The organism is Janthinobacterium sp. GW823-FHT06H09 (assembly GCF_058794735.1).
Window position 1 is genome coordinate 298,680 of sequence record NZ_JBXAHC010000009.1, and the last position, 12,354, is coordinate 311,033.

Annotated in this window: 8 protein-coding genes; 6 read left to right on the forward strand and 2 right to left on the reverse strand. The window is 67.0% G+C overall.

Going from position 1 to position 12,354, the window contains the following annotated elements; all coding sequences use genetic code 11:
- From AC1Q6X_RS17800 to AC1Q6X_RS17810, 3 genes are all read left to right on the forward strand, one after another.
- Positions 1 to 3,114, forward strand: coding sequence for an efflux RND transporter permease subunit (locus AC1Q6X_RS17800; protein WP_492497962.1), 3,114 nt, complete (start codon positions 1 to 3; stop codon positions 3,112 to 3,114).
- Positions 3,115 to 3,476: 362 nt separating this feature from the next.
- Positions 3,477 to 4,196: an MgtC/SapB family protein gene (locus AC1Q6X_RS17805; protein WP_205602420.1), complete on the forward strand. Its 720-nt coding sequence runs from the start codon at positions 3,477 to 3,479 to the stop codon at positions 4,194 to 4,196.
- Positions 4,196 to 4,507 carry a hypothetical protein gene (locus AC1Q6X_RS17810; RefSeq protein ID WP_070287737.1) on the forward strand — a complete coding sequence of 104 codons (312 nt, stop codon included), beginning with the start codon at positions 4,196 to 4,198 and terminating at the stop codon, positions 4,505 to 4,507. The genes AC1Q6X_RS17805 and AC1Q6X_RS17810 overlap by 1 nt, the downstream gene beginning before the upstream one ends.
- Here the strand turns inward: AC1Q6X_RS17810 and AC1Q6X_RS17815 are convergent.
- The gene (locus AC1Q6X_RS17815) at positions 4,499 to 5,896 is read right to left on the reverse strand and encodes a sensor histidine kinase (protein WP_205602421.1); all 1,398 of its coding nucleotides are present in this window, start codon (positions 5,894 to 5,896) and stop codon (positions 4,499 to 4,501) included. The genes AC1Q6X_RS17810 and AC1Q6X_RS17815 overlap by 9 nt on opposite strands.
- Positions 5,889 to 6,569 (reverse strand): response regulator transcription factor, encoded by a 681-nt coding sequence (locus tag AC1Q6X_RS17820; protein ID WP_070287908.1) that lies wholly within the window; start codon positions 6,567 to 6,569, stop codon positions 5,889 to 5,891. Before AC1Q6X_RS17820 ends, AC1Q6X_RS17815 begins: the two co-directional genes overlap by 8 nt.
- Before the next feature lie 238 nt (positions 6,570 to 6,807).
- Between AC1Q6X_RS17820 and AC1Q6X_RS17825 the strand changes: the two genes are divergently transcribed.
- From AC1Q6X_RS17825 to AC1Q6X_RS17835, 3 genes are read left to right on the forward strand one after another with little or no spacing between them, the layout of a single operon-like run.
- The gene (locus AC1Q6X_RS17825; protein ID WP_492497964.1) at positions 6,808 to 7,941 is read left to right on the forward strand and encodes an efflux RND transporter periplasmic adaptor subunit; all 1,134 of its coding nucleotides are present in this window, start codon (positions 6,808 to 6,810) and stop codon (positions 7,939 to 7,941) included.
- Complete coding sequence (locus tag AC1Q6X_RS17830; protein ID WP_492497965.1) at positions 7,934 to 11,038, forward strand: efflux RND transporter permease subunit; 3,105 nt, start codon at positions 7,934 to 7,936, stop codon at positions 11,036 to 11,038. Before AC1Q6X_RS17825 ends, AC1Q6X_RS17830 begins: the two co-directional genes overlap by 8 nt.
- The gene (locus tag AC1Q6X_RS17835; RefSeq protein ID WP_230502207.1) at positions 11,025 to 12,302 is read left to right on the forward strand and encodes a TolC family protein; all 1,278 of its coding nucleotides are present in this window, start codon (positions 11,025 to 11,027) and stop codon (positions 12,300 to 12,302) included. The genes AC1Q6X_RS17830 and AC1Q6X_RS17835 overlap by 14 nt, the downstream gene beginning before the upstream one ends.
- The last annotated feature ends 52 nt before the right edge of the window (positions 12,303 to 12,354 follow it).

The window sequence follows — 12,354 nt, forward strand, 5'->3', positions numbered from 1 at the left end:
ATGTGGATGACCAAAGTCAGCATTCAAAACCCCGTCTTTGCCACCATGGTCATGGTGGCGCTGGTGGTGCTGGGCATCTTCTCCTACCGTGGCCTGGGCGTGGAAAGCATGCCCAGCGTGCAGTTCCCGTTCGCCGCCATTGAAGTGAACTACCCGGGCGCCTCGCCCGAAGCCGTGGAAAACGACATCACGCGCCCCATCGAGGACGCCGTCAATACCGTCAGCGGCATCAAGACCATCCGCGCCAATTCGTGGGAAGGACGCGCCGGCGTCTACCTGGAATTCGAGCTGTCGACCAATATGGACAAGGCCATGCAGGACTTGCGCGACAAGGTGGCCCTGGTGCGCCCGCGCTTCCCGAAGGAAGCCAAGGACCCGTTCATCGCGCGCGCCGAGGGCGACAACGAGCGCCCCATCGCCACCATCGTGCTGACCTCGACGGGGCATGACCTGCGCTCGCTGTCGACCATGACGGAACAGATCATCAGCAAGCGCTTCCAGGGCGTGGCCGGCGTGGGACAAGTCAAGCTGCGCGGCCTGCGCGCGCGCCAGATCCTCATCAGCATGAAGCCGATCGAACTCAATGCCCAGGGCATCGGCGTCGATGAAGTGATCCGCGCCATCCAGGCGACGAATACCAATTTGCCGGCCGGCTCCATCAGCCATGGCGCGGCCGAGCAGCTGGTGCGCGTGGAAGGCAAGATCAAGGATGCGCGCGAATTCGGCAAGATCATCGTGGCGCGCCGCGCCATCGGTCCCGTCTACCTGGACCAGGTGGCCACCGTCGTCGACGGCGAGCAGGAAGAACTGTCGATCTCGCGCATGAACGGCCAGCAGGCCGTGACCATGGAAATCACCAAGGTGCAGGACGCCAACGTGGTCGAAGTGGGCACCGGCATCCTGAAAGTGGCGGCGGACCTGCAAAAGAGCCTGCCGCCCGATATCACCCTGCGCGTGCTCGACGACGAATCGGAACGCGTGCAAAGCCAGCTCAATAACGTCAAGCGCACCATCATCGAAGGCGCCGTGCTGACCATGGTGATCGTCTTCCTGTTCCTGCACTCGTGGCGCTCGACCATCATCACGGGATTGACCCTGCCGATCTCCGTGCTGGCCAGCTTCATCGCCATGAAGGCCTTCGGCTTCACCCTGAACTTTTTGACCCTGATGGCGCTGTCCCTGTGCATCGGCCTGTTGATCGACGACGCCATCGTGGTGCGCGAAAACATCGTACGCCACCTGGGCATGGGCAAGAACCACTACCAGGCGGCCAACGACGGCACCAATGAAATCGGCCTGGCCGTGATGGCCACCACGTTCGCCATCGTCGCCGTGTTCGTGCCCGTCGCCTTCATGGACGGCATCATCGGCCGCTTCTTCCTGCAGTTCGGCATCACCGTGGCCGTCGCCGTGCTCGTCTCGCTGTTCGTCAGCTTCACGCTCGACCCCATGCTGTCGTCCGTCTGGCGCGATCCCGTCAAGGACCGCTTCAAGTACGCGCCGTGGCTGGGCCGCTTCATGGCCTGGATCGAGACGGGCATCGACCGCCTGCACGTCTGGTATGGCAAGGTGCTGGCTGTGGCCCTGCGCTGGCGCAAGACCACGCTGGCCACGGCCGTGGCGCTGTTCGCGGGCAGCCTGATGCTCGTGCCCATGATCGGCGGCGAGATGTTCCCGGAAACGGACCAGGGCTGGGTCAACCTGCGCTTCAAGACGCCCGTCGGCTCCAGCCTCGAATACACGGATTCCAAGGTGCGCCAGATCGAAACGGCCCTGAAGGAGTTTCCCGAGATCGACAGCCTGGTGGCCAATATCGGCACGCCCGATGGGCGCAACACGGCCGAGGTGAACCTGAAGCTGACGGACATCAAGACGCACAAGCGCCGCTCGCAGCAGGAGCTGGAAAAACTGATCCGCGAACGCCTGGCGCCGATCGCCGGCATCACCCTGTCCGTCGGCCAGCGCCCCATCTTCATCGCCATCCTCGGCACGGACGAAGGCAAGCTCGATGCGGTGGCGCACACCCTGATGGACAAGATGCGCAACATCAAGGGCCTGGCCGACATGGAATACAGCCAGGAAGGCGCCAACCCGTCGACCACCGTGAAGATCAACAACGAGCTGGCCAGCGACCTGGGATTGTCGGTGCAGCAGATCGGCAATGCCCTGCGGCCGTTCGTTGCGGGCGACACGGTCAGCCACTGGCTGGCGTCCGACGGGCAAAACTACGACGTCAACGTGCAGCTGCCCAAATCGGGCCGGCAAAAGGTGGCCGACCTGGCCGACCTGTCGCTCGCGTCGAGCAAGCTTGATGCGAACGGCAAGCCCGTCATGATCCCGCTGCGCCAGGTGGTCGACTTCGTGCCGTCCTCGAGTCCGCAGGTACTGAAACGCCAGGCCTTGCAGCGCCGGGTCGCCATCTATGCGGGCGTGCAGGGCCGCCCTGCCGGCGACGTCGACGCCGACGTGCAGAAGGCCATCAAGTCCATCGACCTGCCGCCGGGCGTGCGCTTCGACGTGGCCGGCAATGCGCAGCAGATGGCCGAAACCATGGGCGGCGCGATGATGGCGCTGGGGATCGCCGTGATCTTCATCTACCTGGTGCTGGCCTCGCAGTTCGGCAGCTTCCTGCAGCCGATCGCCATCATGGTGTCCTTGCCGCTGTCCCTGATCGGCGTGCTGGCCGCGCTGCTGATCACGGGCAGCACCCTGAACATCTTCTCCGTGATCGGCTTCATCATGCTCATGGGCTTAGTGACGAAGAACGCGATTCTGCTGGTCGACTTCACCAACCAGCGCCAGCGCGAAGGCCTGGGGCAGTTCGAGGCGCTGATGGAAGCGGGGCAAGTGCGTCTGCGCCCCATCCTGATGACGACCCTGGCGATGGTGTTCGGCATGCTGCCGATGGCCATCGGCATGGGCGACGGCGGCGAATCGCAGGCGCCGATGGGCCGCGCCGTCATCGGCGGCGTGATCACCTCGACCTTGCTCACCCTGGTGGTGGTGCCCGTCGCCTACACCTATCTCGACAGCCTGGGCAAGCGCGCCGCGCGTTTCTTCGGCGGCGGCGAGCATGCCGAATCCGCCGATGATGGCAAAGCACACGCCCACTGATCGACCGGTCGCCTTCACCGTCCCCGCATTGGCGGGGACGACGCGGCGGCTACCTGAAGAGAGCTTCAGTTGACCAATGCGGCACCACTGGCTAGACTGTCCCCGTTATCAATGATATGGAGTGACTCGTGGGTGCTTGTTCCAGTGACAGTAGTCGATTGACCATCGGCGATCGGCCTTAGGCAAGACGCGCGCATTCCGCCCGCCCTGCCCTCGGCAAGGTGTGGTTTTACCAGCGGCGATGCCCATTTGCCGCCACTTCCCTCCTCATCGTTCCACCGTAATCGTCTGCTGCCCCCTTGCGGGCGGATAGTCTTCGCCCTTGCACTCGCCTGTTCCTCCCCAGCCGGGAGAAACTGATGGTGGTATTTGACTTTGCGCTGCGCGTTGCCGCGGCATTGACCCTGGGCGCCATGATCGGCGCCGAACGCCAGCTGCGCCAGCGCATGGCGGGCCTGCGCACGAATGCGCTGGTGTCCGTCGGCGCTTCGCTGTTCGTGATGGTTTCCGTGCTCGAAGGCGATGCCTCCGGCCATATGCGCATCGCCGCGCAGGTGGTGTCGGGCATCGGCTTTCTCGGCGCCGGCGTCATCATGCGCGAGGGCATGACGGTGCGCGGCCTGAACACGGCCGCCACCCTGTGGTGCTCGGCCGCCATCGGCATCCTGTGCGGCCTGGGGTTTGCCCTGGAAGCGGCCATCGGCACGGGCTTCGTGCTGATCGCCAACCTGGTGCTGCGCCACCTGGCGCAACGCATCAACGCGCACGGCAGCGAAGCGGGCATCGAGACGGAAAGCATCTATCGCGTGACGGCCGTGTGCGAGGCGGAGCAGGAAGTGCAAGTGCGCAAGCTGATGCTGCGCTTGATCAGCGGCATGCCGGCGCTGATGCTGCAATCCTTGCACAGCGAAGACGCGGCGCAGGCCGGGCGCATCGAAGTGCGGGCCGACCTGCTCACGCCCGTCTCCAGCCTGGGATTGCTGGAGCAGATCGTCAGCCAGGTCAGCCTGGAAGGCAGCGTCTCGGCCGTGCGCTGGGCGCTGGTGAACAACGCGGAATTTGTCGCTGAACGGGGAGTGTGATGATGAAAAAATTCTTCCATTGGTTTGCCAGGCGCGGTCCCGTCATGGCCACCTACCGCCTGACCGTCACCTGCCCCGCGGCGCAAGCCGACCACGTGGTGCGCCTGCTGCTGGCCGAACTGCAAGACGCGGGCTTGGCGCCGTCGCAGATGCTGCGCAGCTGGGACGAAGCCCGGCAAGTGGTGCGGCTGATCGCCACGGTGCTGTGCCAGGCCGTGCAGCGCGCCGTGCTGGTGCGCTTCGTCAACCGCGCGGGCGCCTGGCCGCAAGTGCGGCAGGTGCGCTGGGAAGGCGTCGCCCCCTCAGCTTGACGCGGGCAGGCGCATGAGAAACAGCGCGCCGCCTTGCGGGCGGTTGCGCGCCTCGATGCTACCGCCGTACGCGTGCACGATCGCTTGCGACAGGGCCAGGCCCAGACCGAAGCCGGGCGCCTCGCCCGCGCGCGCCTGGGCGCCACGGTAAAAGCGCTCGAACAGATGCGGCAAGTCTTCCACGCCGATGCCCGGTCCCGCGTCCGCCACGCCGACGAGTGCATGTTCACCCTCGCGCGCCACGTGCACGCTGATGACACTATCGGGTGGCGAAAACTTCACGGCATTATCGAGCAGATTGGCCAGCACCAGGTCCACGGGGCCGGCCGCCACGCGCGCGTGCACGGCCACACTGTCATCGAAGACGATGCGGATGCCGCGCTGCGCTGCCGGCTTTTCCAGCCGCTGCGCGGCCGCCCGCACGAGCGGATTGAGCGCGATGGTTTCCACGGCATTGCGCTCCTGCCCCACGTCCAGGCGCGTGAGCATCAGCAGTTCTTCCACCAGCGTCGTCAGGCGCTGCACTTCATCGAGGCAGGACGCCAGCGCATCCACATACTCGGGCGCTTCGCGCGGACGGCGCAGGGTAATTTCGATTTCCGTGCGCAGGCGCGACAGGGGCGAGCGCAGTTCGTGCGAAGCATCGGCCGTGAAGCGGCGCTGCGCATCGTAGCCGTGTTCCAGGCGGTCCAGCATGGCGTTCAGGGTATCGACCAGGCGGCCGATCTCGTCCTGCGTGCCGGGATGGGGCAGGCGCTGGTGCAGGCTGGCCTCGCCGATCGAATGCGCCTGGTCCACCACGTCGTCGATGGCGCCCAGCACGCGGCGCGTGAGCATTTCGCCGGCCAGGCCCACGGCCGCCAGCAAGGCCAGCGCCATGGCGCCAAACAGCACGGTGGCCGCGGCCAGCACGTGATTCGTGTCGTCGAGCGAACCGGCCACTTGCACCGCCAGGCGCGCGCCGGACGAGGGCACGGGAATCGAGACCATGCGCAGCGGCTCTTCGCCAAACTTGGGCAGGGTTTCGAAGACGGTCTCGCCGGCCGCCAGGCGCGCCAGCAGGGCGGGCGGCGCCGGCAGCTGCGCCGCCTCCAGGTTGCGGCTGCGCGCCAGCACGCGGCCTTCGCCATCGATGATCTGCACCAGGCGGTCCAGCCGCGTCAACGACGGCGGCGCCAGTCCCGGCGCCACCTCGTGCACCTGCACGGGCTGGCGCGGCGCGGCCGGCAGCATGGCCATTTCCGTCTCGGCCAGCGCCAGCAGGGCCGCATCGAGCTGGCCATGCACGGCGCGCGACAAGCCCCAGTAGCCGGCCAGCGCCGTGCAGGCGACGATGGCGAGGATGACGGCCAGGTGCACCAGCAGCAATCGCTTGCGAAAGCTAGCCACCATGGTTTTCCGCCAGGCGGAAGCCGCGTCCGCGCACCGTGTGGATCAAGGGCGGCAAGCCCGGCGCATCGACCTTGCCCCGCAGGTTGCGCACGTGGACGTCGATCAGGTTGTCGATGCCGATCAGGTCCGCCTGCCAGATCTGCTCGGCCAGGCGCGCGCGGCTCACCACCTCGCCCGCCTGGCGCAGCAGGATCAGCAGAATCGCATATTCCTTGGGCGTGAGCACCAGCGGCGCGCCGGCGCGCGTCGCCTGGTGGCTGACGGGATCGAGCGTCAGGTCGGCCAGCGCCAGCACCAGCGGGCGGCTGATGTCGGAGCGGCGCAGCAAGGCGCGGATGCGCGCCAGCAGCTCCTCGAATTCGAACGGCTTGGTCAGGTAATCGTCGGCGCCCGTGTTCAGGCCCGCCACGCGGTCGGCCGTGGCGTCGCGCGCCGTGAGCATCAGCACGGGCGTCTGGATGCCGCGCGCGCGCAAATCGCGGCAAAAATCGATGCCCTGCTTGCCCGGCAACATCCAGTCCAGCACGATCGCGTCGTAGTCGACGGCGTAGCTTTCGTCCTCGCCCTCTTCCGCGCTGTGCGCCACGTCGACGACAAAGCCTTCTTCCTGCAAGCCACGGGCCAGCAGGCGTGCCGCCTTGCGGTCGTCTTCCACCAGGAGGATTCTCATGCCTGCCTTTCCCATTGTGCTGTGTTTTCCCGCATTTTCCATCCTTGCATTTTACCGCGCCACACCGCGCGCGCACGCAACCTGAAGAATGATTCAGGCGTTCTTGGGCGCTTCTTCAGGAGCACATTGCTATGCTTTTCCGGCGCTGTCATACCGCTGCCCGCGCTCCCCTCTGACCGCCCGCCTGGGCACGGCATCCACGCATGCCCCATCACCATCAATAACAAGGAAACACGGGATGAACACGACCACCCGCAACGCCCTGGGCGCCAGCTGCGCCCTCGCTCTCGCCTGCTCGGCCCTGGCCGGCTGCGCCAAACCGACGGCGGCAGCCACGCCGCCCGTCCAATCGATGTATCTGGACGACGGCAGCATCGCCGTCGACAAGATGTCGCCGCTGCGCCAGCGCCTGCAGATCGCCGCCGTGCAGGAACAGGAGATCGCCACGCAGACGGAGGCACCGGGCAGCATCGAAGCGATGCCGGAAAAACTGGTGAAGATCACGCCGCCCCTGGCCGGGCGCATCACGCGCTTGCAGCGCGCCCTGGGCGACAGCGTGAAGGCGGGCGACCCGCTGTTCACGCTCGACTCGGCGGAACTCAGTGCTGCCTACGCGGACGACAGCAAGGCGAAGTCCGCCCTGCTGCAGGCGCGCCAGGAACTGGAGCGCCAGAAAACGCTGTTCGAGGCGGAAATCGCCGCGCGCAAGGAATATGAGGCGGCCCAGGCGGCCTTTGCGCAGGCCGCCAGCGACGCGCAGGCCAGCGCCGACAAGCTGGCCCAGTACGGCGCCGGCGCGCGCGGCACACGTGGCACCCGCCGCGACTACGTGCTGCGTTCGCCCATCGCCGGCACCGTGATCGCCATGGACGGCGCCCAGGGCGGCTACTGGAACGATATCAACGCGCCCGTCATGACGGTGGCGGATCTCTCCACCGTGTGGCTGTCGGCCAACGTGGCCGAAAGGGACCTGGCGCAGGTGGCCGTGGGCCAGACGGCCCGCATCACCGTCGACGCCTGGCCCGGCAAGGCTTTCGAGGGCAAGGTCGCGTATGTGGGCGCCGTGCTCGATCCCGAGACGCGCACGGTGAAGGTGCGCGTGGCCATCGACAACCGCGCCGGCACCTTCAAGCCGGGCATGTTCGCCCACGCGGGGTTCGCCGGCGCCAGCCGCCGCGCCCTCCTCGTGCCCGCGGCCGCCGTGCTGCAAAGCGGGCCATCAACGCGCGTGATGGTCGAGCGCAGCCCGCTGGTATTCTCGCCGCGCACGGTGGAAGTGGGCGCCAGCCATGGAGAACAGGTGGAAATCCTCGCCGGCCTGAAAGCGGGCGAACGCATCGTCGTCAAGGAAGGAGTGCTGCTCAATGATTGACCGTTTCATCGCCACCTGCTGCCAGCGGCGCGGCATCGTCTGGCTGGTGCTGCTGTTCGTCGCCGTCTACGGCGTCTACTGCTGGAAGCAGCTGCCCATCGACGCCTATCCCGACATCGCCGACGTCACTTCGCAGATCGTCACGCAGGTGCCGGGCCTGGGCGCCGAGGAGATCGAGCAGCAGATCACCATCCCGCTTGAGCGCGCCCTGCTCGGCACGCCAGGCATGCACGTGCTGCGCACGCGCAGCCTGTTCGCGCTGTCGCTGATCACGGTGGTGTTCGAGGATGGCAGCGACGGCTACTTCACGCGCGAACGGCTGCAGGAGCGCCTCGCCAGCGTGAACCTGCCGTACGATGCCAAGCCGGGGCTTGATCCCTACACCTCGCCCACGGGCGAGATCTACCGCTACACGCTGGAATCGAAAACGCGCTCCCTGCGCGAACTGTCCGAGCTGCAGTTCTGGACCGTGATCCCGCGCCTGCAGCAAGTGCGCGGCGTGGCCGACGTCAGCAATTTCGGCGGCCTGACGACGCAGTTCATGCTGGAACTCGATCCCGCAAAACTGGACAGCTACGGCTTCTCGCTGGCGCAGGTGAAGGACGCCATCAACGCCAACAACCTCAGCGGCGGCGGCAGCGTCATCGACCGCGGCCAGCAATCGTACGTGGTGCGCGGCGTAGGCCTGCTGCATTCGCTCGACGACATGGGTAACGTCGTCGTCAGCAGCAAGGACGGCGTGCCCGTGCTGGTGAAGGACCTGGGCAAGCTCGCCTACGGCAACGTCGAGCGGCGCGGCATCCTCGGCAAGGACGACAACCCCGACACCATCGAAGGCATCACCCTGCTGCTGAAGGATTTCAACCCGTCCGAAGCGCTGGCCGGCATCCATGCGGCCGTGGACGATTTGAATGCGAATGTGCTGCCGAAGGACGTCAAGGTCGTGCCCTACCTGGACCGCAGCTCGCTGATCGACGCCACCCTGCACACGGTGGGATTTACCCTGGGCGAAGGCATGCTGCTCGTCGCCCTCGTGCTGCTGCTGTATCTGGGCAGCCCGCGCGCGGCCGCCATCGTCGCGCTGACGATCCCGCTGGCCCTGCTGATCGCTTTCATCTTCATGCACCACTTTAAGATTCCCGCCAATTTGCTGTCCTTGGGAGCGATCGACTTCGGCATCCTCGTCGACGGTTCCGTGGTGGTGCTGGAAAACATGCTGCGCCGCCGCGAACGGGAGCAGGACCGTCCACTGACCCTGCAGGACGCCATCGACGCGACCCTGCAGGTGGCGCGGCCCATCATGTTCGGCATGGCCGTCATCATCGCCGCCTACCTGCCCCTGTTCGCCTTCCAGCGCATCGAGTACAAGCTGTTCTCGCCGATGGCGTATGCGGTGGGCGCGGCGCTGGCGGGCGCGCTGGTGGTGGCGCTGGTGCTGATCCCTGGCCTGGCCTGGCTGGCCCTGCGCAAGCCGCGCCGCACCTTCCATAACCGCCTGCTGGACAAGCTGGCGTCCGCGTACGGGCGCTTCCTCGAGCGCATGGTGGGCAAGAAGCGCTGGGTGGCGATGGTGTGCGCAGGATCGCTCGCAGCGCTTGCCATCCTGGGCGGCAGCATCGGGCGCGATTTTTTACCCTACCTCGATGAAGGTTCGCTGTGGCTGCAGGTGCAGATGCCGCCCGGGATCACCCTGGACAAGGCGTCGGAGATGGCCGGCGAACTGCGGCGCGCCGCGCTGGAATTCCCGGAAGTGTCGACCATCGTCACGCAGACGGGACGCAACGACGACGGCACCGATTACTGGACGCCGTCGCACATCGAGGCAAGCGTGGGACTACATCCCTATAAAAGCTGGAAGTCGGGCATGAGCAAGCAGCAGCTGATCGCGAAAATGAACGCACGCTTCGCGCGCATGCCCGGAGTCACAGTCGCCTTCATGCAGCCGATGATCGATGGCGTGCAGGATAAATTGTCGGGCGCGCACAGCGACCTGACGGTGAAAATCTTCGGCAACGACCTCGATGAGGTGCGCGCCATCGCCGGCAAGGTGGCCAATGTGCTGAAGACTGTCCACGGCGCCTCCGACGTGGCGGTGGACGTGGAGCCGCCGCTGCCCAACCTGAAGGTGGAACTGGACCGCGCGAAGGCGGCCCGCTACGGCATCAATGCGGCCGACGTGGCCGACCTGATTGCCACCGGCATCGGCGGCGCGCCCATCGGCCAGGTCTACGTGGGCGAGAAAAGCTACGACATCGCCGTACGCTTTCCGCCCGCCACGCGCTCCAGCCCGGACGCCATCGCCAGCCTGAAGCTCACGGCTGCCAACGGTGCCAGGGTGCCACTGGCGCAGGTGGCCACCATCAGCACCACCTCGGGCGAAAGCGTGATCGTGCGCGAAATGGGGCGGCGCCACATCATCGTGCGCCTCAATGCCCGCGGACGCGACCTGGCCGGTTTCCTGGCCGAAGCGCGCCCGCTGGTGGCGCAAGCCGTGGCGGGCGAGCACCAGCGCATCAGCGTCGAATGGGGCGGCCAGTTTGAAAACCTGCAGCGCGCGCAAAGCCGCCTGGCCCTGATCCTGCCGATGACCCTGGGCGCCATGTTTTTGCTGCTGTTTGGCCAGTTCCGCAACCTGCGCCAGCCCGCGCTGGTCTTGCTGGTCGTGCCGCTGGCCATGCTGGGTGGCCTGGCCGCGCTGCACCTGCGCGGCATGACCCTGAACGTGTCGAGCGCCGTCGGTTTCATCGCCCTGTTCGGCGTGGCCGTGCTCAATGCCGTGCTGATGCTGGCGCAGATCAACCGCTTGCGCGCGGACGAAGGCAGGAGCTTGCGCGACGCCGTGCTGGATGGCGCGCGCGACCGCATGCGCCCGGTGCTGATGACGGCCACCGTGGCCGCCCTGGGCCTGACGCCGGCCATGCTGGCGACGGGCCTGGGCAGCGACGTGCAGCGCCCGCTGGCCACCGTCGTGGTGGGCGGGCTGGTGACGGCGACGGCACTGACCCTGCTGCTGTTGCCGGCCCTGTATTACCTGATCGAGGCGTATGTACAACAACGCCGGACCGATACCGAAGGAGTGAACCATGACACGTTTTAATGTATTGCTGGCGGCTTGGCTGATCGCCCCCGGCGCCTGCGCCGCGCCCTTGACCTTCGAGACCTATTTGTCTGCCGTGGAAAGCCACAGCCTGGAATTGCAGGCGCAGCAGGAAGACATCGTCTCGGCCAAGGCCGGCATCGGCATCGCCGGCTTGCGTCCCGATCCCGAATTCACGCTGGGCGCCACGCGCGAAACCGTGCGCAGCGTCGAGCACCGTCCCGTCACGTGGAATCCGGCCATCAGCATGGCCATCGAAACGGGCGGCAAGCGTGCCGCGCGCTTGAAGGCGGCGCACAGCCACGTCGCGCTGGCCGAGGAAACGGTGGCCGGCTTCAAAAGCGAACTGTATGGCACGGCCGCCGCCGCGTTCACGGAAGCGTGCCGCACGCGCGAGGTCCTCGCGCGCAAGGAGCAGACCATGGCGGCCCTGTCGAAAGTCGTCGACGCGAATGCCGTGCGGCGCAAGGCGGGCGACGTGGGCGGCATCGAGCTGCTGCAGTCGCGCGTGGAACGCGACCAGTTCCAGGCCGAGCTGGCGCAGGCGCGCAGCGAGGCCGACAGCGCCATGTTGAATTTGTCGCCCCCCTTGGGCCGCCGGTTCGACAGCCTGTTTCCGGACGCGCAGCTGGCCTGCGACTTCGCCGCGTATGCCGACCAGGATGCCAGCGCCCTGGTGCCGCAGGCGCTCGAGGCGCGCAGCGACGTGCGCATCGCCCGCGCCACCGTGGACAATCTGCGCGACGGCGCGGCGCTCGTGCGCGCCAACCGCTCGGTCGACCCGACCGTCACCGTGGGCCTGGCCGCCGCGCGCGGCTACCATGACGGCGTTGACGCCAGCGGCAATCCCGTCGACGGGTCGCCGCGCTCGCGCGCCTTGAGCGTATCGCTGGCCATCCCCATCCCCCTGTCGCGGCGCGACAAGGGCGACGTGGTGCAGGCGGAAGCGGGCGTGACGCAAGCGATGCTGGCCCTGCGCCAGGCGGAACTGGCGGCGGAAACGCAGGTGCGCACGGCGCAGCGGCAGCTGCGTGCGGCGCAGGACAGGCTGGCGCGCTACCGCGACGGCGTGCTGGTCGATGCGCAAAAGGTGGTCGACGGCATGCGCCTGTCCTACTTCAGTGGCAATGCCTCGCTGCTGGAATGGCTGGCGGCGCAGCGTTCGGCCGATGAGGCGTATCAGGGTTATGTGCAGGCGCGCGCCGATGCGGCCATCGCCAGCACGCAGCTGCAACTGGCGATCGGCCAGCGGCCGCGCTTGTAGCGGGGGAAGGAAAAACGCGGGGAGACCGGCGCGGCCATGCCGCACCGGTCGT

What these genes read in the sequence shown, in the direction of transcription:
- AC1Q6X_RS17830 (WP_492497965.1), top strand. Translation starts at nt 7,934, where the DNA reads ATGATTGACCGTTTCATCGCCACCTGCTGCCAGCGGCGCGGCATCGTC.
- AC1Q6X_RS17835 (WP_230502207.1), top strand. Translation starts at nt 11,025, where the DNA reads ATGACACGTTTTAATGTATTGCTGGCGGCTTGGCTGATCGCCCCCGGC.
- AC1Q6X_RS17820 (WP_070287908.1), bottom strand. Translation starts at nt 6,569, where the DNA reads ATGAGAATCCTCCTGGTGGAAGACGACCGCAAGGCGGCACGCCTGCTG.
- AC1Q6X_RS17800 (WP_492497962.1), top strand. Translation starts at nt 1, where the DNA reads ATGTGGATGACCAAAGTCAGCATTCAAAACCCCGTCTTTGCCACCATG.
- AC1Q6X_RS17810 (WP_070287737.1), top strand. Translation starts at nt 4,196, where the DNA reads ATGATGAAAAAATTCTTCCATTGGTTTGCCAGGCGCGGTCCCGTCATG.
- AC1Q6X_RS17825 (WP_492497964.1), top strand. Translation starts at nt 6,808, where the DNA reads ATGAACACGACCACCCGCAACGCCCTGGGCGCCAGCTGCGCCCTCGCT.